The sequence below is a fragment of the Serratia sp. TSA_7 genome, assembly GCF_052692135.1.
The window spans coordinates 195,196-218,921 of the sequence record NZ_JBQZFU010000006.1 but is presented as its reverse complement, the minus strand read 5'-3'; the positions used below and the strand labels follow the sequence as shown (position 1 = coordinate 218,921).

At 59.0% G+C, this 23,726-nt stretch carries 25 protein-coding genes; 18 read left to right on the top strand and 7 right to left on the bottom strand.

Going from position 1 to position 23,726, the window contains the following annotated elements:
- Nucleotides 1-8: 8 nt before the first annotated feature.
- The 8 genes from ACUTQW_RS19080 to ACUTQW_RS19045 all read left to right on the top strand — a co-directional run bounded on the left by ACUTQW_RS19080 (nucleotide 9) and on the right by ACUTQW_RS19045 (nucleotide 6,853).
- Nucleotides 9-674 (top strand): amino acid ABC transporter permease, encoded by a 666-nt coding sequence (locus ACUTQW_RS19080; RefSeq protein ID WP_004949021.1) that lies wholly within the window; start codon nucleotides 9-11, stop codon nucleotides 672-674.
- Nucleotides 674-1,330, top strand: a complete 657-nt coding sequence (locus tag ACUTQW_RS19075; RefSeq protein WP_004949024.1) for an amino acid ABC transporter permease — start codon at nucleotides 674-676, stop codon at nucleotides 1,328-1,330. Before ACUTQW_RS19080 ends, ACUTQW_RS19075 begins: the two co-directional genes overlap by 1 nt.
- Nucleotides 1,311-2,054, top strand: a complete 744-nt coding sequence (locus ACUTQW_RS19070) for an amino acid ABC transporter ATP-binding protein (RefSeq protein WP_004949026.1) — start codon at nucleotides 1,311-1,313, stop codon at nucleotides 2,052-2,054. The genes ACUTQW_RS19075 and ACUTQW_RS19070 overlap by 20 nt, the downstream gene beginning before the upstream one ends.
- A gap of 46 nt (nucleotides 2,055-2,100) precedes the next feature.
- Nucleotides 2,101-3,342, top strand: coding sequence for a pyridoxal-phosphate-dependent aminotransferase family protein (locus ACUTQW_RS19065; RefSeq protein WP_006323784.1), 1,242 nt, complete (start codon nucleotides 2,101-2,103; stop codon nucleotides 3,340-3,342).
- Nucleotides 3,342-4,598 carry an allantoate amidohydrolase gene (gene hpxK / locus ACUTQW_RS19060; protein ID WP_006323785.1) on the top strand — a complete coding sequence of 419 codons (1,257 nt, stop codon included), beginning with the start codon at nucleotides 3,342-3,344 and terminating at the stop codon, nucleotides 4,596-4,598. Before ACUTQW_RS19065 ends, hpxK begins: the two co-directional genes overlap by 1 nt.
- The gene (uraD, locus tag ACUTQW_RS19055) at nucleotides 4,598-5,098 is read left to right on the top strand and encodes a 2-oxo-4-hydroxy-4-carboxy-5-ureidoimidazoline decarboxylase (RefSeq protein ID WP_020438507.1); all 501 of its coding nucleotides are present in this window, start codon (nucleotides 4,598-4,600) and stop codon (nucleotides 5,096-5,098) included. The genes hpxK and uraD overlap by 1 nt, the downstream gene beginning before the upstream one ends.
- The gene (uraH, locus tag ACUTQW_RS19050; RefSeq protein ID WP_006323787.1) at nucleotides 5,091-5,426 is read left to right on the top strand and encodes a hydroxyisourate hydrolase; all 336 of its coding nucleotides are present in this window, start codon (nucleotides 5,091-5,093) and stop codon (nucleotides 5,424-5,426) included. The genes uraD and uraH overlap by 8 nt, the downstream gene beginning before the upstream one ends.
- A 74-nt stretch (nucleotides 5,427-5,500) precedes the next feature.
- Nucleotides 5,501-6,853, top strand: a complete 1,353-nt coding sequence (locus ACUTQW_RS19045) for a nucleobase:cation symporter-2 family protein (RefSeq protein WP_004949032.1) — start codon at nucleotides 5,501-5,503, stop codon at nucleotides 6,851-6,853.
- A 42-nt stretch (nucleotides 6,854-6,895) separates the two neighbouring features.
- On the opposite strand, the gene ACUTQW_RS19040 is transcribed toward ACUTQW_RS19045, so the two are convergent.
- Both ACUTQW_RS19040 and ACUTQW_RS19035 read right to left on the bottom strand, forming a co-directional pair.
- On the bottom strand, nucleotides 6,896-7,669 hold the full coding sequence (locus ACUTQW_RS19040; protein ID WP_004949034.1) for an amidohydrolase: 774 nt from the start codon (nucleotides 7,667-7,669) through the stop codon (nucleotides 6,896-6,898).
- Complete coding sequence (locus tag ACUTQW_RS19035; RefSeq protein WP_004949036.1) at nucleotides 7,657-8,817, bottom strand: pyridoxal phosphate-dependent aminotransferase; 1,161 nt, start codon at nucleotides 8,815-8,817, stop codon at nucleotides 7,657-7,659. Before ACUTQW_RS19035 ends, ACUTQW_RS19040 begins: the two co-directional genes overlap by 13 nt.
- A 162-nt stretch (nucleotides 8,818-8,979) precedes the next feature.
- Between ACUTQW_RS19035 and ACUTQW_RS19030 the strand changes: the two genes are divergently transcribed.
- Genes ACUTQW_RS19030 through ACUTQW_RS19020 form a run of 3 tightly spaced genes read left to right on the top strand, consistent with a single transcriptional unit; the run spans nucleotide 8,980 to nucleotide 10,819 of the window.
- Nucleotides 8,980-9,594, top strand: coding sequence for a methylthioribulose 1-phosphate dehydratase (locus ACUTQW_RS19030; protein ID WP_004949040.1), 615 nt, complete (start codon nucleotides 8,980-8,982; stop codon nucleotides 9,592-9,594).
- A complete protein-coding gene (gene mtnC / locus ACUTQW_RS19025) occupies nucleotides 9,591-10,280 on the top strand; it encodes an acireductone synthase (RefSeq protein ID WP_004949041.1) in 690 nt (229 codons plus the stop codon). Before ACUTQW_RS19030 ends, mtnC begins: the two co-directional genes overlap by 4 nt.
- Nucleotides 10,277-10,819 carry a 1,2-dihydroxy-3-keto-5-methylthiopentene dioxygenase gene (locus ACUTQW_RS19020; RefSeq protein ID WP_004949046.1) on the top strand — a complete coding sequence of 181 codons (543 nt, stop codon included), beginning with the start codon at nucleotides 10,277-10,279 and terminating at the stop codon, nucleotides 10,817-10,819. Before mtnC ends, ACUTQW_RS19020 begins: the two co-directional genes overlap by 4 nt.
- Nucleotides 10,820-10,854: 35 nt before the next feature.
- On the opposite strand, the gene mtnA is transcribed toward ACUTQW_RS19020, so the two are convergent.
- Nucleotides 10,855-11,883, bottom strand: a complete 1,029-nt coding sequence (mtnA, locus tag ACUTQW_RS19015; protein ID WP_006323790.1) for an S-methyl-5-thioribose-1-phosphate isomerase — start codon at nucleotides 11,881-11,883, stop codon at nucleotides 10,855-10,857.
- Between the two features lie 144 nt (nucleotides 11,884-12,027).
- Here mtnA and mtnK point away from each other — a divergent pair, with 144 nt between their 5' ends.
- Entirely contained in the window at nucleotides 12,028-13,227 is a 1,200-nt protein-coding gene (gene mtnK, locus ACUTQW_RS19010) for an S-methyl-5-thioribose kinase (RefSeq protein WP_020438509.1), read from the top strand.
- A gap of 91 nt (nucleotides 13,228-13,318) precedes the next feature.
- Here mtnK and ACUTQW_RS19005 read toward each other — a convergent pair whose 3' ends face one another.
- The 3 genes from ACUTQW_RS19005 to fadE form a co-directional block, all read right to left on the bottom strand.
- Nucleotides 13,319-13,471, bottom strand: a complete 153-nt coding sequence (locus tag ACUTQW_RS19005) for a Hok/Gef family protein (RefSeq protein WP_004949052.1) — start codon at nucleotides 13,469-13,471, stop codon at nucleotides 13,319-13,321.
- A gap of 326 nt (nucleotides 13,472-13,797) precedes the next feature.
- A complete protein-coding gene (locus tag ACUTQW_RS19000; protein WP_006323791.1) occupies nucleotides 13,798-13,950 on the bottom strand; it encodes a Hok/Gef family protein in 153 nt (50 codons plus the stop codon).
- Nucleotides 13,951-14,239: 289 nt separating this feature from the next.
- Nucleotides 14,240-16,696 carry an acyl-CoA dehydrogenase FadE gene (gene fadE, locus ACUTQW_RS18995; RefSeq protein ID WP_020438510.1) on the bottom strand — a complete coding sequence of 819 codons (2,457 nt, stop codon included), beginning with the start codon at nucleotides 16,694-16,696 and terminating at the stop codon, nucleotides 14,240-14,242.
- Nucleotides 16,697-16,941: 245 nt separating this feature from the next.
- Between fadE and lpcA the strand changes: the two genes are divergently transcribed.
- Together lpcA and ACUTQW_RS18985 are read left to right on the top strand one after the other, a co-directional pair.
- Nucleotides 16,942-17,523 carry a D-sedoheptulose 7-phosphate isomerase gene (lpcA, locus tag ACUTQW_RS18990; RefSeq protein ID WP_004949058.1) on the top strand — a complete coding sequence of 194 codons (582 nt, stop codon included), beginning with the start codon at nucleotides 16,942-16,944 and terminating at the stop codon, nucleotides 17,521-17,523.
- A 96-nt stretch (nucleotides 17,524-17,619) separates the two neighbouring features.
- The gene (locus tag ACUTQW_RS18985; protein WP_004949060.1) at nucleotides 17,620-18,423 is read left to right on the top strand and encodes a class II glutamine amidotransferase; all 804 of its coding nucleotides are present in this window, start codon (nucleotides 17,620-17,622) and stop codon (nucleotides 18,421-18,423) included.
- Here ACUTQW_RS18985 and dpaA read toward each other — a convergent pair.
- Nucleotides 18,358-19,125, bottom strand: coding sequence for a peptidoglycan meso-diaminopimelic acid protein amidase (dpaA, locus tag ACUTQW_RS18980; protein ID WP_004949063.1), 768 nt, complete (start codon nucleotides 19,123-19,125; stop codon nucleotides 18,358-18,360). The two genes, ACUTQW_RS18985 and dpaA, sit on opposite strands and share 66 nt — an antisense overlap.
- 595 nt (nucleotides 19,126-19,720) lie before the next feature.
- On the opposite strand from dpaA, the gene ACUTQW_RS18975 reads away from it, so the two are divergent.
- Genes ACUTQW_RS18975 through ACUTQW_RS18960 form a run of 4 tightly spaced genes read left to right on the top strand, consistent with a single transcriptional unit; the run spans nucleotide 19,721 to nucleotide 23,721 of the window.
- The gene (locus ACUTQW_RS18975; protein ID WP_006323794.1) at nucleotides 19,721-21,070 is read left to right on the top strand and encodes a Na(+)-translocating NADH-quinone reductase subunit A; all 1,350 of its coding nucleotides are present in this window, start codon (nucleotides 19,721-19,723) and stop codon (nucleotides 21,068-21,070) included.
- 3 nt (nucleotides 21,071-21,073) lie between these two features.
- Nucleotides 21,074-22,315 carry an NADH:ubiquinone reductase (Na(+)-transporting) subunit B gene (locus tag ACUTQW_RS18970; protein WP_006323795.1) on the top strand — a complete coding sequence of 414 codons (1,242 nt, stop codon included), beginning with the start codon at nucleotides 21,074-21,076 and terminating at the stop codon, nucleotides 22,313-22,315.
- Nucleotides 22,305-23,099 (top strand): Na(+)-translocating NADH-quinone reductase subunit C, encoded by a 795-nt coding sequence (locus ACUTQW_RS18965; RefSeq protein ID WP_006323796.1) that lies wholly within the window; start codon nucleotides 22,305-22,307, stop codon nucleotides 23,097-23,099. The genes ACUTQW_RS18970 and ACUTQW_RS18965 overlap by 11 nt, the downstream gene beginning before the upstream one ends.
- Nucleotides 23,092-23,721, top strand: coding sequence for an NADH:ubiquinone reductase (Na(+)-transporting) subunit D (locus ACUTQW_RS18960; RefSeq protein WP_004949071.1), 630 nt, complete (start codon nucleotides 23,092-23,094; stop codon nucleotides 23,719-23,721). Before ACUTQW_RS18965 ends, ACUTQW_RS18960 begins: the two co-directional genes overlap by 8 nt.
- The last annotated feature ends 5 nt before the right edge of the window (nucleotides 23,722-23,726 follow it).

Sequence of the window (23,726 nt, the reverse complement as noted above, 5' to 3'; positions counted from 1 at the left end):
AGCGCCTGATGACCTATCAGCTGAATTTTCCCGCTCTGTGGCCCTATATGCCCGAACTGCTGGCCGGTCTGCTGACCACCATCGAGCTGACGGCGTTGGCCACTTTGATGGGCGTCGCGCTGGGGATTTGCGGCGCGGCGATCCGCAGCGGCAAGGCTAACCTGCTTAGCCATATTTGGGGCATTTACGTCGAGGTAGTGCGCAATACGCCGTTTGTGGTGCAGCTGTTCTTCATCGTGTTCGGCCTGCCTAGCCTGGGCTGGAAACTGACCGCCGGGCAGGCGGCGCTGTTGGCGATGGTGATCAACCTGGGCGCCTACAGCACCGAAATCATTCGCGCCGGCATTCAGGTGACGCCGAAAGGCCAGTGGGAAGCCGGGCGAGTGCTGGGGTTCAGCCGCAGCCAGACGTTTCTGCGCATTGTGCTGCCGCCGTCGTTGCAGCGAATTTATCCGGCGCTGGTCAGCCAGTGCATTATCGTCATGCTGGGATCATCGGTGGTGTCGCAGGTGTCGTTCGAAGAATTGACCTTCGCCGCCAACCTGATCCAGTCGCGCACTTTCCTCAGTTTTGAGGTGTATCTGGTGACGACGCTGTTTTATCTGCTGTTATCGGTATTGATGCGCCAGCTGTTGCTGGCCGCCGGACGGCGCTTTTTGGGGAGCCAGGGCTGATGCTGACTTTTACCGACTGGGACATTGTGCGCAATCTGCTGCTGGCGGCGCGCTGGACGTTGCTGCTGTCGCTGACGGCGTTCTTCGGCGGTACTTTGGTGACGCTGCCGCTGTTATTGCTGCGCCTGAGCAAGCGCAAGTGGGCGATGCGTTTTGTCCGCTTCTATTCCGAGCTGTTTCAGGGTACGCCGCTGCTGATGCAGCTGTTTCTGGCGTTCTTCGGCCTGGCGCTGTTCGGCATCGACGTCAGCCCCTGGGCTGCTGCCGCGCTGGCGCTGACACTGTTCACCAGCGCTTTTCTGGTGGATATCTGGTCCGGCAGCATCGCTGCCCTGCCGAAAGGGCAGTGGGAAGCGTCGCGTTGCCTGGGGCTGAGTTTTGGCCAGACTCTGGGGCGAGTGATTGTGCCGCAGGCGGTACGTATCGCCATCGCGCCCACCGTCGGGTTTTCGGTGCAGGTGATCAAGGGCACCGCGTTGGCCTCGATCATCGGTTTTATCGAGCTGACCAAGGCCGGCACCATGCTGAACAACGTCACTTATCAGCCGTTTAAAGTGTTTGGCCTGGTCGCGCTGGGCTATTTCCTGATGTGTTACCCGCTGTCGCGTTACAGCCATTATCTGGAGAAGAAATTCCATGCCGCTCATCACAATTAATCAGGTTCAGAAATATTACGGCCAGAACCATGTGCTGAAGGGCGTGGATCTGGATATCGACATGGGCCAGGTGATATCGATTATCGGCCGCAGCGGTTCAGGCAAGAGCACGCTGTTGCGCTGTATCAATGGGCTGGAAGGGTATCAGGAAGGCAGCATCAAATTGGGCGGCATGACCATTACCGACCGCGATTCGCAGGCGCGTGAAATCAGCCGCTCCATCGGCATGGTATTTCAGAACTTTAATTTGTTCCCGCACATGACTGCGTTAGAGAACGTGATGTTGGCGCCGCGCCGGGTGCTGAAAAAAAGCCCCGCCGAATGCCGCGAACTGGCGGAGGAGATGTTGAACAAGGTCGGACTGGGCGAGCGAATGCACTATTCACCGGCCAATCTTTCCGGTGGGCAGCAGCAGCGCGTGGCGATTGCCCGGGCGCTGGCGATGAACCCTAAGGTGCTGCTGTGCGATGAAATTACCTCGGCGCTGGATCCTGAGCTGGTGGGCGAGGTGCTGAAGGTGCTGGAGCAACTGGCCAAAGAGGGCATGACGCTGATTCTGGTGACCCATGAAATGAACTTTGCTCGCGAGGTCGGTGATCGGGTGGTGTTTATGCACCAGGGCAAGGTTTGGGAGCAGGGCGACAGCCGCACGCTGTTCGCTAATCCGCAAACGCAGGAATTAAAACAGTTTATCGCTTCGGTCCGTGGGCTGACAGAGGCCTGACCGGGGTGAGTGGAATAATAACTTATTAAGTTGGTAAGGAATGAACATGCTAGATATCACCCAGTTCGATCAGATTAACCCGCCGGCTCGCCTGTTGATGGGGCCGGGGCCGATCAATGCCGATCCGCGCGTGTTGCGCGCCATGTCGAGCCAGCTGATCGGCCAGTACGATCCGGCGATGACCGGCTACATGAATCAGGTGATGGAGCTGTACCGCGCGCTGTTCCGTACCGAAAACCGCTGGACCATGTTGGTGGACGGCACCTCGCGTTCCGGTATTGAGGCCATGCTGATCTCCTCGATTCGCCCCGGCGACAAGGTGTTGGTGCCGGTGTTTGGCCGTTTCGGCCATCTGCTGTGCGAAATTGCCCGCCGCTGCCGTGCCGAGGTGCACACCATCGAGGTGCCCTGGGGTGAAGTGTTCAGCGCCGATCAAATTGAAGACGCGATCAAGAAGGTGCGCCCGCGCTTGCTGTTGACGGTGCAGGGCGATACGTCCACCACCCTGTTGCAGCCGCTGGAAGAATTGGGTGACATCTGCCGCCGCCACGGCGTGCTGTTCTACACCGACGCCACCGCCTCCTTCGCCGGCAACCCGCTGGAAACCGACGCCTGGGGGCTGGACGCGGTATCCGCCGGCCTGCAGAAATGCCTGGGCGGCCCGTCCGGCAGTTCACCCGTCACCCTCAGCCCGCAATTTGAAGAGATCGTCCGCCGCCGTAAATGCGTGGAGCAGGGCATTCGCACGGCTGACCATGCCGACGGCGACGACGAGATGATCTACTCCAACTATTTCGATCTCGGCATGATCATGGACTACTGGGGCCCGGAGCGGCTGAACCACCATACCGAAGCTACCAGCATGCTGTTCGCCGCGCGCGAATGCGCCCGGGTGATCCTGGAAGAAGGGCTGGAAAATACCATCGCCCGCCACAAACTGAACGGCGCGGCGATGCTGGCCGGCATTCAGGGCATGGGGCTGGAGGTGTTCGGCGATCTCGATAACCGCATGAACAACGTGCTGGGCGTGGTGATCCCGCAACAGGTTCACGGCGAGCAGGTGCGTCAGATGATGCTGAATGATTTCGCCATCGAGATCGGCACCTCGTTCGGCCCGCTGCAGGGCAAGATCTGGCGTATCGGCACCATGGGTTACAACGCACGCAAAGACTGCGTGTTGCAGACCCTGACCGCGCTGGAGGCGGTGCTGAACCGGCTGGGCTTCGCCAGCACGCAGGGCGAAGCCTTGCAGGCGGCCTGGAATACCTACGACGCCGGGATCCGCTGATGGCGGCGCTGTTAACCGCCCAGGAGGCGGAACAGGCGGCGGCTCGCGTCATGGCGCGCTGCGATGCGCTGGCGGCGATCAGCGCCACGCCGGGCCAGTTGACGCGGGTCTATCTGTCGCCGGAACATCGGCGTGCCAACCAGTTGGTGGGCGACTGGATGCGTACCCTTGGCATGACTGTGCATCAGGACAGCGTCGGCAATATCTGCGGCCGTTACGAAGGCCAAACGCCAGGCGCACCGGCGTTGCTGCTCGGTTCGCATCTGGATACGGTGCGCAATGCCGGCCGCTATGACGGCATGCTCGGCGTACTGACCGCACTGGAAGTGGTGGCGCATCTGCATCGGCAGCAGCGGCGTTTGCCGGTGGCGGTGGAGGTGATTGGCTTCGCCGATGAAGAAGGCACCCGCTTTAGCGTTGCCCTGTTGGGCAGTCGGGGTATCACCGGGCAGTGGCCTGCCGAGTGGCTGGAACGGACCGATGCCGAGGGGATCAGCATGGCGCAGGCGCTGCGCGAGTTTGGGTTGGATCCTGCTGCGGTGGGTGAGGCTAAGCGTGCGCAACGGGATATCTGCGGTTATCTGGAGCTGCATATTGAGCAGGGTCCATGCCTGGAGGCGGCCGATTTGGCGCTGGGGGTGGTGACGGCAATCAACGGCGCTCGCCGGCTCAACTGCACCTTTACCGGCGAGGCGGGCCATGCGGGCACCGTGCCGATGGGGCAACGCAAAGACGCGCTGGCGGCGGCGGCAGAATGGATGGTGGCCGTCGAGACGATCACCACGGCCTGCGATCCGCATCTGGTGGCCACCGTCGGCAGAATCGAAAGCCTGCCGGGAGCGGTCAACGTCATCCCCGGCGAGGTAAAACTGTCTCTCGACGTGCGCGGCCCGGATGATGGTCCGTTGGCGGCGTTGCTGGTGCAACTGCTGGCACAGGCTGAGGCGATCTGTGCGCGTCGGGGGCTGAGTTTTGCCAGCGAAGAGTTTTACCGCATAAATGCAACAGCCTGTGATGCAAATTTGCAACGGCGTTGGCAGGACGGCGTGATGCAGGTACAAGGCCGCAGTATGGCGCTGCCGAGCGGCGCCGGGCACGATGCGATAGCCGTGGCGGCCTGCTGGCCGGTGGGTATGCTGTTTGTGCGCTGCGATCGCGGTATCAGCCATCATCCGGCTGAGGCCGTCACTCAAGCCGATGTGGCGTTGGCGATTCAGGCCTACTGCCAGACGGTTGGCAGTTGGGAGGAAGCCTGATGGATTTGCAAGCGTTTAACCGGCTGTCGCCGCTGGAAGCTGAGCGGTTGCTGCGCCCCTGCGTGGATATTCCTTCCTGGATCGGTGCGGTAATTGCCGCCCGGCCTTTCGCCGGCATTGATGCCGCACTGGAGCTTGCCCGGCAGGCGTCACAGCGCTGGCAGGAGGAGGACGTCAATCGGGCGTTGGCACAGCATCCACGCATTGGTGAACGCGCCAACGGGGCAGGCCGTGAGGCGCAGTTTTCCCAGAGAGAGCAGGCGGCGGTCAATACGGAGGACGCCGCACTGACCGAGGCGCTGCTGGCAGGCAATCGGCGTTATGAAGCGCGATTTGGTCAGGTATTTCTGATCCGCGCCGCCGGCCGTGATGGCCATACTATATTGCGTGAGCTGGAACGTCGGTTGGACAACAATGCGGAGCAGGAGCAGCGGGAAATCGCCGAACAGCTGCGCGAAATCGTGATGCTGCGTTTTAAGGAGTTATTGAGCGATGAGTAATATCAGCACCCATATTCTGGACACTTCTCTCGGTAAACCTGCGGCAGACGTGCGGGTGTGGCTGGAGAGAGAGCACGACGGGCAGTGGCGGATGCAGGCCGAAAGCCATACCGATGCCGACGGCCGCGTGCGCTACCTGACGCCGGATGGCCTGACCGCCGGACATTACCGTCTGTATGCCGATCTGGGCGGTTATTTTGCCGCAGGCCGGCGCGATACGCTGTACGCCACGGCGATTATCGATTTTGTCGTCGGCGATGCGACGCAGCATTACCATTTACCGCTGTTAATCAGCCCCTATTCGTACTCGACCTACCGCGGCAGTTGATCTGATCCACTGACGTACCCTCGGGCGCGGCGTACCGCGCTCCCGGATTCAATCACCCAGTCAACGGGGGAAATATGGCTCTGTCTCAGGATAAGGGTGCGGCCTCGTGCTGCCCGGAAGATGAAAAACTGCCGCTGGGAAAAACCTTTGCTTTCGGCCTGCAGCATATTTTAACCATGTACGGTGGAATTATCGCGCCACCCTTGATCATCGGCTCGGCTGCGGGTTTAGGCGCGCCGCAGATTGGCATGCTGGTGACGGCGGCGCTGTTTGTCAGTGGGCTGGCGACGTTGCTGCAAACCCTCGGCCTGCCCGGCCTGGGTTCACGCCTGCCGCTGGTGCAGGGCGTTTCCTTCGCCGGGGTGGCGACCATGGTGACTATCGTCACTGGGGACGGCGGGCTGCCTGCGGTATTCGGTGCGGTGATCGCCGCTTCGCTGGCGGGGCTGTTGATCGCGCCGTTTTTCTCGCAAATTATCCGCTTCTTCCCGCCGGTGGTGACCGGCACCGTGGTGACGGTGATCGGCCTGTCTTTGATGCCGGTGGCGGTGCGCTGGGCGATGGGCGGCAACGCCAAGGCGGCGGATTGGGGGGCGACCGGGAATATTGGCCTGGCCGCTTTCACACTGGCGGTCATTTTGTTGCTCAATAAGATCGGTTCCCCGACGTTGAAGCGGTTGTCGGTACTGCTGGCGATGGCCGTGGGCTGCGTAGCGGCGGCGCTGGCGGGGAAAGTGAGCTTTGCCGCCGTGGGCAACGGGCCGTGGCTGGCCTTCCCCGAACCTTTCGCCTACGGTTGGCCAACCTTCGAGCTGAGCGCGATCCTGTCCATGCTGTTGATCGTGCTGGTGCTGTTGACGGAAACCACCGCCGGGCTGATGGCGGTGGGGGAAATTGTGGGTTCGCCGGTCAATTCGCGTCGTATCGCCAAGGGGCTGCGCGCCGATATGCTCTCCAGCGCGCTGTCGCCGGTATTTAACTCATTTCCGCAAAGCTCGTTTGCCCAGAATATCGGCCTGGTGGCGATCACCGGCGTGAAAAGCCGTTTTGTGGTCAGTGCCGGGGGCGCCATTCTGGTGCTGCTGGGCGTGTTGCCGGTTCTGGGGCGGCTGGTGGCCTGCATTCCGCTGCCGGTATTGGGCGGTGCCGGCGTGGTGCTGTTCGGTTCGGTGGCTGCCAGCGGCATTCGCACTCTGGCGAAGGTGGAGTATAAGGACAACATGAATCTGGTGGTGGTGGCGACGGCGATTGCCTTCGGCATGATCCCGATTGTGATGCCGACTTTTTACGATCAGTTCCCGAATTGGGTCCGCACTTTGCTGCATTCTGGCATTAGCGCGTCGTGTCTGGCGGCGCTGTTGCTGAATCTGTTGTTCAACCGGATCGATGCGGCAGAGAAAAATGCGACGGAGGAGGAGCTTTCCTGAAGAGAGCGGGCGCAGCGGACTGCGCCCGTAAGGATCAAAGGATCAATCGTGCCGCAGGAAGCTGTCGGCATCGCGCCAGGCCGGGAAAGCGCTGCGGTAACTCTGCAGGTTTTCCAGCGACAGTTCGGCGTCCAACCGTGCGGCGGCGCCCGGTTCCGCCTGCGCCAGCGTTTCGCCTTGCGGGCTGAGGATCAGGCTGTCGCCACTGTAGTTCAGCCCGTTGCCGTCTTCGCCAACGCGGTTGCAGCCGGCCACGTAGACCTGATTCTCAATGGCGCGCGCGGCCAGCAGCGTTTGCCAATGTTTGCTGCGCGGCGCCGGCCAGTTGGCGACGTACAGCGCCAGATCGTAATCCTGCTGGTAGCGGGACCACACCGGGAAGCGCAGGTCGTAACAGATCTGCGGCAGAATGCGCCAGCCGCGCCATTCGAAAATCTCGCGTTTTTTACCGGCGCGGTAATGCAGGTGCTCGCCGGCCATGCGGAACAGGTGGCGCTTATCGTAAGCATGCACCCGGCCGTTCGGTTCGACCAACAAGAAACGGTTGACCGCGCCCTCGGCAGTTTTCAGCGCCACGCTGCCACCGACCAGAGCGTTGCTTTTGCTGGCCCAGCCGTGCAGCCAGGCGATCACCTGTTGTTCCGGCAGCGCGCTTTCCCCGGCGTCCATCGCGAAACCGGTGGTGAACATTTCCGGCAGCACGATCAGATCGCGGCCGGTCAGCGGTGCCAACTGCTCATCGAAATGGCGCAGGTTGGCTTCGCCGTCGCGCCAGACCAGCGGTTGCTGCAACAGGGTAATTTTTAAAGTCGACATAACCGCTCCGCAGCCGCATCCAGCGTGGCGTCCTGTTTAGCGAAGCACAGCCGGATCAATTTATGAGGGAAAGGATCGGCACAGAAGACCGACAGCGGAATTGCCGCCACGCCCACGTGCTCGGTTAACCAATGACAGAAAGCGACGTCATCCAAATCGGAGACCGCGCTGTAATCCGCCAGCAAGAAGTATGTACCTTCACAGGGTAAAATTTCCAGTCGGCTGTTTGACAGCGCCTGCACGAAGCGATCGCGCTTGGCGCGGTAAAACGCCGACAACTGTTGCCAATGCTCCGGCTCGCTGCGCAGCATATCCGCCAGCGCCAGCTGTGCCGGGGTATTGACCGAGAAAGTCAGGTATTGATGCACTTTACGGACTTCGGCGCTCAGCGCGGCGGGGGCCACGCAATAGCCCACTTTCCAGCCGGTCATGTGGAAGGTTTTGCCGAAAGAGGAGACTGCAATGGCACGTTGCCGCAGTTGCGGATGGGCCAGCACGCTGGCATGGCCGCCCTGGGCAAAGCAAATATGCTCATACACTTCGTCGCTCAGCACATAGATTTCGTGATCGCTAATGGCATGCCACAGCTGTTGCATATCTTCCGCCTGCCAGGTGGTGGCGGACGGGTTGTGCGGCGTATTGAGGATCACCAACCGGGTACGTGGCGAAAGCAATTCGGCAAACTGCTGCCAGTCCACGCTGAACGCAGGGGGTTGTAGCGCAATGCGTTTCAATATGCCGCCGGACAGCGTGACCGCCGGCGCATAGCTGTCGTAGCTCGGGTCGAAACAAATCACTTCATCGCCGGGGCGCACCAACGCGCTGATGGCAGCGAACAGCGCTTCAGTAGCGCCGGCCGTCACCGTGATTTCGCAGGCGGCGTCCGGCAGCCAACCGTACAGCCCGGCGGTTTTCTCGGCGATGGCTTCGCGCAATGGCGCAACACCGGTCATTGGGGCATATTGGTTGGCACCCTGGCTGACGTGCCAGGCCAGGCGATCTTTCAGATAATCCGGGCCATCGAAATCGGGGAATCCCTGTGACAGGTTGATCGCCTGATACTGCGCCGCCAGCGCACTCATCTGCGTGAAAATGGTGGTGCCCAGAGCGGGCAATTTACTGTCGGGAATCAATGCTGACGTGCTCATAGCAGGCTAATACTCCTGGCGCTTAGGTTGCCGTCAATATAACACGATGTTAGTATTTGGCAATCAAGACGCTTAGATGGCTAAATGAAGAAATGATCTAACTATATAAGCAAATCATTCTAAGCTTCACCTGCTGGACGACCTTACTGACCTGGAAAAATAATGACAGAAAATCCGCAACTTACAGCGCTACTGGCTGCCTGCCACTGGATTGGCGAAAAGGGCTGGTGCCCGGCGACCGGCGGCAATATGTCGCTGCGTCTCGACAATCAACGCTGCCTGGTGACCGAATCCGGCAAGGATAAAGGCAGCCTGACCGAAACGGACTTCCTGCTGGTGGAAACCGCGACCAATCATGTGCCGAGCGGTCGCACGCCTTCGGCGGAAACCGGCCTGCATACCCTGATTTACCGGCTGTATCCGCAGATAGGTGCGGTACTGCACACCCATTCGGTGAATGCGACCGTACTGTCGCGCGTTGAGCGCAGCGATGGCCTCGTGTTGCAGGGCTATGAAATGCAAAAATCGCTCGGTGGCCAGAGCAGCCATCTGGACAGCGTGATCATTCCCATTTTCGATAACGATCAGGATATTCCGCGGCTTGCGGCGCGCGTGGCGGCTTATGCCGAAGTGACGCCACTGCAGTACGGTTTTCTGGTTCGTGGACACGGCCTGTATTGCTGGGGCCGCCAGGTTGCGGAAGCCCGTCGTCACCTTGAAGGGCTGGAATTCCTGTTCCAGTGCGAACTGCAACGCCGTTTACTGGAGGCTAAATGATCCGCGCCATCGTCACCGATATTGAAGGCACCACCAGCGATATCCGCTTCGTGCACCAGGTGCTGTTTCCCTATGCGCGTGAGCGGCTGGCTGAGTTTCTCCGTGAGCACGCCGCCGATGCCGAAGTGGCTGCACCGCTGGCCGCGCTGCGGCAGGAGATTGACCAGCCGCAAGCGGACATTGAGCAACTGATTGCCGCGCTGTACCGTTTTATGGATGAAGATCGCAAATCCACCGCGCTGAAGGCGCTGCAGGGCATCATTTGGCGCAGCGGCTACCGGAACGGTGATTTTCGCGGCCATCTGTACCCGGAAGTGGCTGGGCAACTGGCCGCCTGGCAGCAGCAAGGGCTGAAACTGTACGTCTACTCTTCCGGCTCGGTGGAGGCGCAAAAGCTGCTGTTCGGCTACAGCGACGCCGGGGATTTGCAGCCGCTGTTCAGCGGCTATTTCGATACCCACGTCGGCGCCAAGCGTGAAACCGCTTCGTACCGAAATATCGCCGCTGAAATCGGCATTGCGCCCGACGAGCTGTTGTTCCTTTCCGACATTCATCAAGAGTTGGACGCCGCACGCGCCGCAGGCTGGCGTACTTGCCAGTTGATCCGCGACGATGCCGACGCGCAGAGCCGGCACCCGCAGGTTAACCGTTTTGATCAGATCGATTTAGGGGAGTTTGCCTCATGAGTGGATTGACCATTTTCAGCGATAAAGAGCCGCAGCAGCCGTTATGGCAAAGCCAGGATGCCGAGGCTATTCAACGGCAACTGGCGCAAATTGGCGTGCGCTTCGAGCGCTGGCAGGCGGATCGCGAGCTGGGTGAAAACCCGGAGCCGGCGGCGGTGATTGCCGCCTATCAGCACGAGATTGATCGGCTGGTGGCGGAGAAAGGTTATCAAAGTTGGGACGTGATCAGCATGCGTCCGGATAATGAGCAACGCGAAGTCTTGCGCAGCAAATTTCTTTCCGAACATACGCACGGCGAAGATGAGGTGCGCTTCTTTGTGGCCGGCGCGGGGCTGTTCTGCCTGCATCTGGATGGCAAGATCTTCCAGATCCTGTGCGAGAAGAACGATCTGATCTCGGTACCGGCCAATACCCGTCACTGGTTCGATATGGGGTCGGCGCCCAACTTTACCGCGATCCGCGTCTTCGATAATCCGGAAGGTTGGGTCGCGCATTTTACCGGCGACAGGATCGCCGATGCCTATCCGCGCCTGGATTAACGTTTAACGGGGCGGTTCTCGCGCCCCGTTATTGATTACCCCAGCGCCTGCTGGAAGATCCCGTCATTGACCTGTTGCGGCGTAATCACGCCGCTGTCGAACACCCAACCGCTAATCAGCGCCGCAGGCGTCACGTCAAACGCCGGGTTATAAACCGGGGCATCGGCAGGTGCCCACTGGCATGATCCGAAACTGCCGGACACGCCGGTCACTTCGGTTGCGGCCCGTTGCTCAATCGGGATGGCCGCGCCGTTCGGGCAGTGCGGATCGTGGGTGGTGTGCGGAGCGGCCACGTAGAACGGAATGCGGTGATAGTGCGCCAGCACCGCCAGGCTGTAGGTGCCAATCTTGTTGGCGACGTCGCCGTTGGCGGCAATACGGTCTGCGCCAACCCACACGGCATCTACCTGGCCCTGCGCCATCAGGCTGGCGGCCATCGAATCGCAAATCAGCCGGTAGGGAATGCCGAGCTCGCCCAGTTCCCAGGCGGTGAGGCGACCGCCTTGCAGTAATGGACGGGTTTCGTCGACCCACACCTGTTGTACTTTCCCTTGCTGATGGGCGCGCAGCAACACCCCGATAGCCGTGCCGACGCCGGCGGTCGCCAAACCACCGGTATTGCAATGGGTCAGCAGGCGGCTGCCGGGCTGCACCAGTTCCGCGCCATGGTCAGCAATACGCTCGCACAACTTACGGTCCTCTTCCACCAATCGCAACGCTTCTTCCACCATCGCAGGCACCCACAGCGGTTGTGCCAGAGCCTGCTTCATGCGGTCCAGATTGTTCATCAGATTCACCGCCGTCGGGCGCGAGGCGCGTAAGGTGGCCAACGCTTGCTCCAGTTCTTCACGCGGCAGGCCGCGTTCCGCCAGCAGCGCCAGCAACAGGCTGGCGGACAGGCCGATAAGCGGTGCGCCCCGTACCCGCAAGGTGAGGATGTGATCGACCAACTCTTCTACGGTGTCACATTGGCGCCACTGTTTTTCCTGCGGCAAAGCCTGCTGATCGAGGATCCAAAGTCGGTTGTCACTCAGGGTCAAACTGGTGGTGTTAAGCGATTGCATCGGCAGTTAAATCCTTGTTGCGTTGTTATTGCATCTGAAAAGGTATTCTGCCAACATGCCATACGGATGTATAGACGTCCAAATGCTTTTGCGTCTAAAAAAATAACATCGCTGTGTCAGTGAGAAAAATCAGAGGGGTTGGGAATGTCGCTTTATCGTACCTTTACTGCTGCCGATGCCGTTGAATATGCCCGCCAATACGGGCAGTTGGCCGATCCGCAGGCGCTGGTGAGCGCTGACGAGATTGGTGACGGCAACCTGAACCTGGTGTTCAAAATCCGCGATCGCGACGGCGTAAGCCGGGTGATCGTCAAGCAGGCGTTGCCGTACGTACGCTGCGTGGGCGAATCCTGGCCGCTGACCCTGGATCGGGCGCGCATTGAAGCGGAAACCCTGTTGATACACGGCAGCGTTTGCCCACGGCATACGGTGAAGGTGCTGCATCACGATCCTGAATTGGCGGTGATGGTGCAGGAGGATCTTTCCGATCACCATATCTGGCGCAACGAGCTGATCAAAGGCCACTATTACCCGTTGGCGGCCGGACAACTGGCAGAATATCTGGCGCAAACCCTGTTTCATACCTCCGATTTTTACCAGACAGCACAACAAAAAAAGGCCGAAGTCAGCCGCTTCACCAACCCTGAGCTGTGCCAGATCACCGAAGATCTGTTCTTTACCGATCCTTATATCGATCACGAACGCAACCAGTTCGACGAGGCACTGTTGCCGCAGGTACGAGCGCTGCGTGACGATACCGCGTTGAGGCTGGCGGTGGCCGGGCTGAAGCACCGTTTCCTTAGCAAGGCGGAAGCGCTGCTGCACGGCGATATTCACAGCGGCTCGATTTTTGTTGCAGAAGGCAAGCTGAAGGCGATAGATGCCGAGTTTGGTTTCTATGGCCCGATAGGTTTTGACGTCGGCAGCGCGTTGGGTAACCTGTTGCTGAATTACTGCGGTTTGCCGGGCCTGTTAGGGCCGCGCGATGCCGCCGCCGGGCGGGAGCAACGCCTGCAGGATGTGCGTGAACTTTGGCTGATTTTTGCCGATCGCTTCCTGGCGCTGTGCCACCAGCAAACCCGCGAGATAGCGCTGGCGGTGCCGGGCTATGCCGAACAGTTCCTGCAGCAGGTATGGGCCGATGCCATAGGTTACTGCGGCAGCGAGCTGATCCGCCGCACTATCGGCCTGGCACACGTCGCCGATCTGGACAGCATCAGCGATGCCGAAATGCGCGCCGAATGCCAGCGCAGCGCCCTGAACCTGGGCCGTGCGCTGATCGTCAACGCGGCGCAGATTGAGCATATCGACGCACTGCTGGCGCGTATCCGCCAGAACGGCTAGGCGTTGTTTGGGCACCACCGGCAGGAAGAGGGTGCTCATGGATCTCTGCCTAACAACCAACGGGCGGGGCGAACCCCGCCGTTGGGTTGCCTTACCCTTCGGATTCGTAAGCCAAAATGGCCGCAACCTCCGTGTCTCCCAGTTTGATGCGCAGCTCACATAGCGAACCGCGAGTGATCAACATGAACGCAATCAGCGTCATGCAGATAATCATCAGCCTCAGAACGACCCGTTCCTGCTGCATTTCTGACCTCCTTATCCTTGCCTTCCGGCGGGTAAGAGGCTAACCTGATGTTGCTAGACATTCAGAGTGGCCTCGGGTTGATAATATCGACTCGGGGCCTTTCTCTTTCTATCCGTTGCTTATGCCCCGGAAAGAAAGATCCAGAGCACCCGCTACGCAGTCTATCCGATTATTCCCGAAGTTAAATTAGCCGTTCTAGCAAGGCTGCGAGCCGCCGCGCATTTTGCCTATTTTGATTGAATGCGGGCGGAGGGGGGAGGAAGAGGGTGCTCATGGATCTCTGTCTAACAACCAACGGGCGGGGCGAACCCCGCCGTTGGGTTGCCTTACCCTTCGGATTCGTAAGCCAAAATGGCCGCAACCTCCGTGTCTCCCAGTTTGATGCGCAGTTCACATAGCGAACCGCGAGTGACCAACATGAACGCAATCAGCGTCATGCAGATAATCATCAGCCTCAGAACGACCCGTTCCTGCTGCATTTCTGACCTCCTTATCCTTGCCTTCCGGCGGGTAAGAGGCTAACCTGATGTTGTTTGGACATTCAGAGTGGCCTCGGGTTGATAATATCGACTCGGGGCCTTTCTCTTTCTATCCGTTGCTTATGCCCCGGAAAGAAAGATCCAGAGCACCCGCGACGCAGTCTATCCGATTATTCCCGAAGTTAAATTAGCCGTTCTGGCAAGGCTGCGAGCCGCCGCGCATTTTGCTGCGCCACAAAAAGAAAAAGGGGCGATAATGATCGCCCCTGGGTGAACGGGAGTAACGCTGTTACGCTGCTTCGGTGTGTTGCTGGCGTTTAGACGTCGCTACCGGCTTTTCCGGCTTGTTGGCCGCCAGCGCTTCCGGCTCGAAGTCATCTACGTTGATGGAACGCAGGCGGCTCTCTTCGGCTTTCACCAGGATCTTCGCTTCATCGGCGCTGATCTTGCCCTCTTCCAGCGCACGCTGCGCCAGGCGATCCAAGCGGGTAAACGGCAGGTTTTTGCCGCTTTCCTTGCACAGGCGCAGGTGAATCGGCTCGGCGGCAATGACGTCTGCCAGCGCGGCTTCCAGCAGGCCAACCGGGTTATGCTCGCTTGGCGTCAGGTACTGGCCGCGTCCAAGGCGGCTGCGGGTTGCGGACGGCTGCTGGATAATCTTGGCCAACTGGTGGTCCAGACGATCAGAAGGTGCGGTATGCACGCGGCCGAACGGGAAGATCACGAAGCGCATCACGCCGGCGATAAAAGGGTTCGGGAAGTTGCGCAGCAGATCGTCCAACGCTTGTTCTGCCTGATGCAGACTGTCCTGCACCCCCCAATGCACCAGCGGCAAATCTTCTTTCTGACGGCCTTCATCCTCAAAACGTTTCAGCGTTGCGGAAGCCAGGTACATTTGGCTGAGGATATCCCCCAGGCGGGCGGAGATACGCTCGCGGCGTTTCAGGCTGCCGCCCAGCACGCCCATGGAGACGTCCGACAGCAGCGCCAGGTTCGCGCTCAGGCGGTTCAACTGTTGGTAGTAACGGCGTGTCGCATCTTTGGTCGGCGTGCTGCTGGTGCGGCCATTGGTCAGGCCCAGCCAGAAGCTGCGTACCTTGCTGCTGCCCACGTGGCCCAGATGGCCGAACAGCGATTTGTCGAAGGCGTTCAGATCATTGCTTTGCGCAGCCGCCATTTCGTCCAGTACGTAGGGATGGCAGCGGATGGCGCCCTGACCGAAGATCATCATGGTGCGGGTCAGGATATTGGCGCCTTCAACCGTGATGGCGATCGGTGCGCCCTGGTAGGCTCGGGCCAGGAAGTTGGATTTACCCAACATGATGCCTTTACCGCCGGCGATATCCATTGCATCAATGATTGCCTGCTGGCCTCTGTGGGTACAGTGGTATTTCACGATGGCTGACAGCACCGCCGGTTTCTCGCCCAGCATCAGGCCGCTGGTGATCAGCGTTGCCGCCGCATCCATCACATAGGTGTTACCGGCGATACGCGCCAACGGTTCTTCGATGCCTTCCATCTTGCCGATAGAGATCTTGAACTGACGGCGGATATGGGCGTAAGCGCCAATGGCCAGCGCCATAGACTTCACGCTGCCGGTCGAGTTGGAAGGCAGGGTGATGCCGCGGCCTACCGACAGACACTCAACCAGCATGCGCCAGCCCTGGCCGGCCATTTTTGGCCCGCCGATGATGTAATCGATAGGCACGAACACGTCGCTGCCGCGGGTTGGCCCGTTCTGGAACGGTACGTTCAGCGGGAAGTGGCGATTGCCGATTTCAACGCCTGGGGTGCTGGTCGGGATCAACGCACAGGTGATGCCGGGTGATTCGTTGTCGCTCAGCAGACGGTTCGGGTCATGCAGTTTGAACGCCAGGCCCAGCACGGTCGCGACCGGCGCCAGCGTGATATAGCGTTTGTTCCAGGTCAGGCGCATGCCCAATACCTGTTCGCCTTGCCACTCGCCCATGCAGACGGTGCCGACATCCGGAATAGCGCCGGCGTCTGAACCCGCTTCCGGGCTGGTCAGGGCGAAACAAGGGATCTCGTCGCCGCGCGCCAGGCCTGGCAGGTAGTGGTTTTTCTGCTCGTCGGTGCCGTAGTGTTGCAGCAGCTCGCCAGGGCCGAGGGAGTTTGGTACGCCGACGGTGATCGCCAGAATACCGGAAACGCCGGACAGTTTTTGCAGCACGCGCGCCTGAGCATAAGGAGAGAAGTCCAGGCCGCCGTATTCTTTCTTGATGATCATCGCAAAGAAACGGTGTTCTTTCAGATAGGCCCATAGTTCCGGCGGCAAGTCGGCCAGTTCATGGGTGATCTGGAAGTCGTTCGCCATGCGGCAGGCTTCTTCCACCGGGCCGTCGATAAACGCTTGTTCTTCGGCGGTCAGTTGCGGTTTCGGATAATTATGCAGCTTGTTCCAGTCCGGTTGGCCACGGAACAGATCGCCTTCCCACCAGGTGGTGCCGGCTTCGATCGCTTCTTTCTCGGTTGTGGACATCGGCGGCATTACCTTGCGGAACGCGCGCAGAGCCGGAGCGGACAGCATCGAACGGCGCAGGGAAGTCACGTTCAGCGGCAGAAGGACGATCGCCAGCGGCAGCAGCATCCAGAAGGTCCACAGGCCGATAACGCCCATGGCGGCGGTATATGCCAGCAGAATAAGGCTACTGAGGGTGAGGTTCACTCGGTGATAAAACACCACACCAATGAGTGCCAGTAAAACAACAATACTAAGAACCATCATAAGAAGCTCCGAAGTAGTAAGAGGTCTGACCTGTTGTATGTATGTAATAGGTTTTAGTACAACCCCATATTTTTATCAATGCATTTACAGTTTAATTACAACTTAAGTCACAAACTGAGCGCATCAATAATCAAAAACCTCACTCGTACCTCAACCGGCGCGCTGTTTGGCTCACAGTGCTTCTCGGTTTTTCCCCGATCCGGTACACTGCGGAGCGGAAGATTGACGATAACAAGAGGTTCCTCATGTACCACGACCTTATTCGCAGTGAACTGAACGAAGCGGCCGATACCCTGGCGAAATTTATCAATGACGATGCCAATATCGACGCCATTCAACGCGCGGCAGTGCTGCTGGCCGATTCCTTTAAAGCCGGTGGGAAAGTGATTTCCTGTGGCAATGGCGGTTCTCACTGTGACGCCATGCACTTTGCCGAAGAGCTGACCGGTCGCTACCGCGAAAACCGTCCAGGCTATCCGGCGATTGCCATTTCCGATGTCAGCCACCTGTCTTGCGTCAGCAACGATTTCGGTTACGAATACGTGTTCTCACGTTACGTGGAAGCGGTAGGCCGCGAAGGCGACGTATTGCTGGGCATTTCCACTTCGGGCAATTCGGGCAACATCATTAAAGCTATCGAAGCGGCGCGCGCCAAAGGGATGAAAGTGATCACCCTGACGGGTAAAGACGGCGGCAAAATGGCCGGCTCCGCCGATGTGGAAATCCGTGTACCGCACTTCGGCTACGCAGACCGTATTCAGGAAATCCATATCAAAGCGATTCACATCTTGATTCAGCTGATTGAAAAAGAGATGGTTAAAGCGTAATGGCTTCAGGGGGCATGCCGCCCCCACGACATTTTTAGGGGCGCCGCATGCTGCGCCCGCATAGACAGTGCCAGTGTGGGTAAGGAGTGGCAAGCGATGTGTGAACTGCTCGGGATGAGCGCGAACGTACCGACCGATATCTGCTTTAGCTTTACCGGGCTGGTTCAGCGCGGTGGCCGTACCGGGCCACATAAAGATGGTTGGGGCATTACCTTCTATGAAGGGAACGGCTGCCGTACGTTTAAGGATCCCCAACCGAGTTTCGATTCGCCGATCGCCCGCCTGGTGCAGGAGTACCCGATCAAATCCTGCGCGGTGGTATCGCATATCCGCCAGGCCAACCGCGGTGAAGTGGCGCTGGAAAATACCCACCCGTTTACCCGCGAGCTGTGGGGCCGCAACTGGACCTACGCGCACAATGGTCAGTTGAAAGGCTATCGCCAGTTGGAAACCGGTACCTTCCGCCCGGTGGGCCAGACTGACAGCGAATATGCGTTCTGCTGGCTGCTGCATCAGCTTTCCCTGAAATATCCGCGCACCCCGAGCCGTTGGCCGCCGGTATTCCGCTATATCGCTTTGCTGGCGGATCAACTGCGCAAGAAAGGGGTATTCAATATGTTGCTGTCGGACGGGCGTTTTGTGATGGCCTACTGCTCCACCAATTTATATTGGATCACCCGCCGCGCGCCGTTTGGCAAAGCCACGTTGCTCGATCAGGATGTGGAGATTGATTTTCAGCAGCAGACCACACCTGACGATGTGGTCACCGTGATTGCTACCCAACCGCTGACGGCGAATGAAACCTGGCACAAGATTGCGCCGGGCGAGTTCGCATTATTTCACTTCGGTGAGCGGCTTGGTTTGAGCGAAGGGGTTGGTGCTGGCAGCGGGAGCCGTTGACGCGTACTGCGTCATCTGGTTGCTGCTCATGACGGGCTGACCCAGCACGTACTGGCCATTGGAGACGCTGACCACCGGCGGCAGGTGATTCTTGACGAAGTAGTCGTAGCCCGGTTTCAACTGGTTCCAGAAGGCGATATCGCTGGATGAGCGGTGACGCTTCAGGTTCTGTTCGGTCATGCGGAACGGATAGATGCTGATATCGATCCGGTTCTGACCATAAGCGAATGCGGCTTCTACGTAACGGTAGATCTCATCCATATAGGTGTTGGTCATCGCGTAACAACCAATCGATTTACATTCGCCGTGGATCATCAGATAAGCGCCGGAATAACCCTGCGACTTGTCGTAATCGTTCGGGAAGCCGATATTTATTGCGCGATAATATTTGCTGTCGGGTTTCAGATGGCGTGCGTCGACGCTATAAAAACCTTCCGGGCTTTTGAAGTCGCCTTCACGGCGTTTCGGGCCAAGCCCGCCGGAAAAATTACAGATGCGGAAGGAGTTCACCAGACGGAATTCATTGCCCATTTTGGCATACAATTCCAGCGTGCGTTCTTCTTTGAAGATCTGAATATAGACCGGTGAACCTACTAATTGCTGTTTAACTACCGGTGCCTCGGGAACCTGCTCGCTGGCGCTGCAGGCCGTGATCATCGGCATAGAAAAAAGCATCGCAAACAACAGCGCGATTTTGCTCATTATTATTCCTGCTTATATTTATCTGCTGGCTCAATGAACTCGGCCGGCATGCCACTGATTATTGTTTTACTGCTTTAAAACACCGCCAGATTACCAGTGTGTTTTTTTTTAGCAATATGCGATATGTATAAAAAAACTACAAACTTCGATAAAAGTGAATCGACAGGCAGTTTTTAACGATTGGTGATGCAAAACAGCAGAAATTTAATTGCATTTGCTTGACTCAGGTCACTGCTCAACGCAGAACAAAGTGGTGAAAAATGTTAATATTCCGTCTCCAATTAACCTGTTGTTGCAGTTGCATAAGAAGGCCTCGAGCTTATCTCCATGGCGATAACATGGGTTCTGCGGCAACAAAGTATTAACAGCGTTTTTGTCGAGAAAACCTTTTTTATCGTGCCGAACGAGGCCGGCGGGAGTTAATCAAGGGAATGTGCGTAACCCCATTTTATCGGCGCGAAAAAATTCATGTTGAGCGTGATGTCGTTGCGCTTAACCCGGAGGCTGCCGTTGCAGTCTCATCATCCAGGCATCGTCAGCGCCAGCCTCTGGGGCCGGTAAGACGTGTAAACCTAGCCAACATCGTATAAATCCTATGATTAAAATCAGAAAAGGGTTAGATCTGCCCATTGCCGGAGCCCCGGTTCAGGCGATTCAGGACGGCCCACCAGTTCAGCATGTTGCCCTGCTTGGGGAAGAGTACGTCGGCATGCGCCCTTCCATGTTAGTGCAGGAAGGCGATACCGTTAAGAAAGGCCAGGCGTTGTTCGAAGATAAAAAGAACCCCGGGGTTTTCTTCACGGCTCCCGCCAGCGGGCGCATTGCGGCAATCAACCGCGGTGAGCGCCGCGTGTTGCAGTCCGTGGTGATTGCGATAGAAAACGGTGGTGACGAGCAACTTGAGTTCGCTCATTATCCGGTCGCCGAACTGGCGGAGCTGCCGCGAGAGCAGGTTGAAGGCGAACTGATCGCCAGCGGCCTGTGGACCGCGCTGCGCACCCGCCCCTTCAGTAAAACGCCGTGTCCCGGCACCACCCCGCGCGCCATCTTCGTGACCGCCATGGACAGCCAGCCGTTGGCCGCCGATCCGCAGGTGATCATTGCCGGGCAACGGGAGGCCTTTAACGCCGGGCTGGCGGTGCTGGCGCGCCTGACCGACGGCAAGTTGCACGTTTGCCACGCCGCAGGAGCGAATCTGGGCAAACAGCCTGGTGCGCAGATAACCTACAACGAATTCGCCGGCCCGCATCCCGCCGGGCTGGTGGGCACCCACATTCACTTCCTCGAACCGGTCAGTTTGAAAAAAACCGTCTGGCATATCGGCTATCAGGACGTCATCGCCATCGGCACGCTGTTCACCACCGGCCATCTCGACACCCGTCGGGTGGTGGCGCTGGCCGGGCCGCAGGTGGAACAGCCGGTGCTGCTGCGTACCCGGTTGGGCGCCAGCATTGAGCAACTGACCGCCGGTCGCCTTAAAAGCGGCGAGAACCGGGTGATTTCCGGCTCGGTACTGAGCGGCACCCATGTCGCCGGCCCGAATGCGTATCTCGGCCGTTTTCACTCGCAGGTTTGCGTGCTGCAGGAAGGGCGTGATAAACAGCTGTTCGGCTGGATCGCGCCTTCGCCGGACAAATTCTCCATTACCCGCACCACGCTGGGCCATTTCCTGAAAAATAAGCTGTTCGCCTTCTCGACCACCACCCACGGCGGCGAGCGCGCAATGGTCCCGATCGGCAACTACGAACGGGTGATGCCGCTGGACATTCTGCCGACTCTGCTGCTGCGCGATCTGCTGGCGGGCGATACCGACAGCGCGCAGGCGCTGGGTTGTCTGGAGCTGGATGAGGAAGATCTGGCGCTGTGCACTTTCGTTTGTCCGGGCAAGTATGAATATGCGCCGGTGCTGCGCGACGTGCTGACCAAGATTGAGCAGGAAGGATAACCGATGGGCCTGAAGAACTTTTTTGACAAGATCGAGCATCACTTCACGCCGGGCGGCAAGCTGGAAAAGTGGTACCCGCTGTTTGAAGCGACTACCACGGTGTTTTACACCCCCGGTCTGGTGACGCGCGGCGCTTCGCACGTGCGCGACGCCATCGATCTGAAACGCATGATGATCCTGGTGTGGTTGGCGGTATTCCCGGCGATGTTCTGGGGTATGTACAACGTCGGCCAGCAGGCCATTCCGGCGCTGCACCATCTGTACAGCGGCGATCAACTCCAACAGGTGCTGGCGGGCGACTGGCATTACCGGTTGGCGCAATGGCTGGGGGCGTCGCTGGCGGCGGATGCCGGCTGGATCAGCAAAATGGTGCTGGGCGCCTGCTACTTTATGCCGATCTACGCCGTGGTGTTTCTCGTCGGCGGTTTCTGGGAAGTGCTGTTCGCGGTCATCCGCAAGCATGAGATTAACGAAGGTTTCTTCGTCACGTCTATTTTGTTCGCGCTGATTGTGCCGCCAACGCTACCGTTGTGGCAGGCGGCGCTGGGCATCAGCTTCGGCGTGGTGGTGGCGAAAGAGATTTTCGGCGGCACCGGGCGCAATTTCCTCAACCCGGCGCTGGCGGGGCGCGCTTTCTTGTTCTTTGCCTATCCGGCGCAGATCTCCGGTGACCTGGTGTGGACCGCCGCCGACGGCTTCTCCGGCGCGACGCCCTTGGCGCAATGGAGCGTGGGCGGGGCGCACAGCCTGAGCAACGTGGCTACCGGCCAGTCGATCAGTTGGATGGACGCCTTCCTCGGCAATATCCCAGGTTCGGTCGGCGAGGTCTCCACGCTGATGATCCTGATCGGCGGTGCGATTATCCTGTTTGGCCGCGTGGCTTCCTGGCGCATTGTCGCCGGCGTGATGCTCGGCATGATGGCAACCGCCTTCCTGTTCAACAGCATCGGCTCCGCCACCAACCCGCTGTTCGCCATGCCGTGGTACTGGCATCTGGTGTTGGGCGGCTTTGCCTTCGGCATGATCTTTATGGCCACCGACCCGGTTTCCGCCGCCTTTACCAACAAGGGAAAGTGGTGGTACGGCATCCTGATTGGCGTGATGTGCGTGTTGATCCGGGTGGTCAACCCGGCCTACCCGGAAGGCATGATGCTGGCGATCCTGTTCGCCAACCTGTTCGCGCCGCTGTTCGATTATCTGGTGGTGCAGGCCAACATCAAGCGGAGAAAAGCCCGTGGCGAATGAATCTAAAAACGACACTATCGGTAAAACGCTGCTGGTGGTGCTGCTGCTGTGTCTGGTGTGTTCGGTGGTGGTGGCGGGTTCCGCCGTCGGCCTGAAGTCCAAACAGCAAGAGCAAAAGCTGCTCGACAAGCAGCGCAATATCCTCGATGTGGCCGGTCTGTTACAGCCGAAGATGGAAGGCGAGCAGGTCAAGGCGCTGTTCACCCAGCGTATCGAACCGCGCCTGCTGGATTTGAACAGCGGCGAGTTTGTGGCGGGCAATGCGGCGGCGTTCGATCTGGCCGCTGCGCTGCGCGACGATGCCAAAAGCGTCGCCTTGTCGGCGGGCGAAGATCCGGCCGGCATCAAACGCCGCAGCAACCGGGCGGAGATCTATCTGGTGCGCGATAACGGCGGGGCGGTGAACCAAATCGTGCTGCCGGTCTACGGCACCGGTCTGTGGTCGATGATGTACGCTTTTGTGGCGCTGGACAGTGACGGCAACAGGGTGAAAGGCATCACTTATTACGATCAGGGGGAGACCCCGGGCCTGGGCGGTGAAGTTGAGAATGCCGGTTGGCGCCGGCAGTGGATCGGTAAAAAGTTGTTTGATAACGACGGCAAGCCGGCGATCCGCGTGGTGAAAGGCGGGGCGCGTCAGGGGGATGAGCACGGGGTGGACGGTTTGTCCGGTGCCACGCTGACCTCCAACGGCGTGCAGCACACTTTTGATTTCTGGTTGGGTGAGCAAGGTTTTGGCCCATTCCTGAAAAAAGTTCGTGAAGGAGCGCTGAAAAATGGCTGATTCCAAAGAGATTAAGCGGGTCCTGCTCGGGCCGCTGTTTGACAACAACCCGATAGCCTTGCAGGTTCTCGGGGTGTGTTCCGCGCTGGCGGTGACCACCAAGCTGGAAACGGCGGTGGTGATGACCATCGCGGTGACCTTGGTCACGGCGTTCTCCAGCTTCTTTATTTCCCTGATCCGTCACCATATTCCGAACAGCGTGCGCATCATCGTGCAGATGGCGATTATCGCCTCGCTGGTGATTGTGGTCGATCAGCTGCTGCGCGCTTATGCGTTCGAGATTTCCAAGCAGCTGTCGGTGTTTGTCGGCCTGATCATCACCAACTGCATCGTGATGGGCCGCGCCGAAGCCTACGCCATGAAGTCGCCGCCGATTGAAAGCTTTATGGACGGTATCGGCAACGGGCTGGGTTATGGGGTGATCCTGGTGCTGGTCGGTTTCCTGCGCGAGCTGATTGGCTCGGGCAAGCTGTTTGGCATTCCGGTGCTGGATACGGTGCAGAACGGCGGCTGGTATCAGCCGAACGGCCTGTTCCTGCTGGCGCCGAGCGCGTTCTTTATCATCGGCCTGCTGATTTGGGTGCTGCGCACCCTGAAACCTGCACAGATCGAAAAGGAGTAACGGCC

Excerpts from the sequence above, each read along its gene's own strand:
- ACUTQW_RS19080 (WP_004949021.1), top strand. The coding sequence starts at position 9 with ATGACCTATCAGCTGAATTTTCCCGCTCTGTGGCCCTATATGCCCGAA.
- ACUTQW_RS19075 (WP_004949024.1), top strand. The coding sequence starts at position 674 with ATGCTGACTTTTACCGACTGGGACATTGTGCGCAATCTGCTGCTGGCG.
- ACUTQW_RS19070 (WP_004949026.1), top strand. The coding sequence starts at position 1,311 with ATGCCGCTCATCACAATTAATCAGGTTCAGAAATATTACGGCCAGAAC.
- ACUTQW_RS19065 (WP_006323784.1), top strand. The coding sequence starts at position 2,101 with ATGCTAGATATCACCCAGTTCGATCAGATTAACCCGCCGGCTCGCCTG.
- hpxK (WP_006323785.1), top strand. The coding sequence starts at position 3,342 with ATGGCGGCGCTGTTAACCGCCCAGGAGGCGGAACAGGCGGCGGCTCGC.
- uraD (WP_020438507.1), top strand. The coding sequence starts at position 4,598 with ATGGATTTGCAAGCGTTTAACCGGCTGTCGCCGCTGGAAGCTGAGCGG.
- uraH (WP_006323787.1), top strand. The coding sequence starts at position 5,091 with ATGAGTAATATCAGCACCCATATTCTGGACACTTCTCTCGGTAAACCT.
- ACUTQW_RS19045 (WP_004949032.1), top strand. The coding sequence starts at position 5,501 with ATGGCTCTGTCTCAGGATAAGGGTGCGGCCTCGTGCTGCCCGGAAGAT.
- ACUTQW_RS19040 (WP_004949034.1), bottom strand. The coding sequence starts at position 7,669 with ATGTCGACTTTAAAAATTACCCTGTTGCAGCAACCGCTGGTCTGGCGC.
- ACUTQW_RS19035 (WP_004949036.1), bottom strand. The coding sequence starts at position 8,817 with ATGAGCACGTCAGCATTGATTCCCGACAGTAAATTGCCCGCTCTGGGC.
- ACUTQW_RS19030 (WP_004949040.1), top strand. The coding sequence starts at position 8,980 with ATGACAGAAAATCCGCAACTTACAGCGCTACTGGCTGCCTGCCACTGG.
- mtnC (WP_004949041.1), top strand. The coding sequence starts at position 9,591 with ATGATCCGCGCCATCGTCACCGATATTGAAGGCACCACCAGCGATATC.
- ACUTQW_RS19020 (WP_004949046.1), top strand. The coding sequence starts at position 10,277 with ATGAGTGGATTGACCATTTTCAGCGATAAAGAGCCGCAGCAGCCGTTA.
- mtnA (WP_006323790.1), bottom strand. The coding sequence starts at position 11,883 with ATGCAATCGCTTAACACCACCAGTTTGACCCTGAGTGACAACCGACTT.
- mtnK (WP_020438509.1), top strand. The coding sequence starts at position 12,028 with ATGTCGCTTTATCGTACCTTTACTGCTGCCGATGCCGTTGAATATGCC.
- ACUTQW_RS19005 (WP_004949052.1), bottom strand. The coding sequence starts at position 13,471 with ATGCAGCAGGAACGGGTCGTTCTGAGGCTGATGATTATCTGCATGACG.
- ACUTQW_RS19000 (WP_006323791.1), bottom strand. The coding sequence starts at position 13,950 with ATGCAGCAGGAACGGGTCGTTCTGAGGCTGATGATTATCTGCATGACG.
- fadE (WP_020438510.1), bottom strand. The coding sequence starts at position 16,696 with ATGATGGTTCTTAGTATTGTTGTTTTACTGGCACTCATTGGTGTGGTG.
- lpcA (WP_004949058.1), top strand. The coding sequence starts at position 16,942 with ATGTACCACGACCTTATTCGCAGTGAACTGAACGAAGCGGCCGATACC.
- ACUTQW_RS18985 (WP_004949060.1), top strand. The coding sequence starts at position 17,620 with ATGTGTGAACTGCTCGGGATGAGCGCGAACGTACCGACCGATATCTGC.
- dpaA (WP_004949063.1), bottom strand. The coding sequence starts at position 19,125 with ATGAGCAAAATCGCGCTGTTGTTTGCGATGCTTTTTTCTATGCCGATG.
- ACUTQW_RS18975 (WP_006323794.1), top strand. The coding sequence starts at position 19,721 with ATGATTAAAATCAGAAAAGGGTTAGATCTGCCCATTGCCGGAGCCCCG.
- ACUTQW_RS18970 (WP_006323795.1), top strand. The coding sequence starts at position 21,074 with ATGGGCCTGAAGAACTTTTTTGACAAGATCGAGCATCACTTCACGCCG.
- ACUTQW_RS18960 (WP_004949071.1), top strand. The coding sequence starts at position 23,092 with ATGGCTGATTCCAAAGAGATTAAGCGGGTCCTGCTCGGGCCGCTGTTT.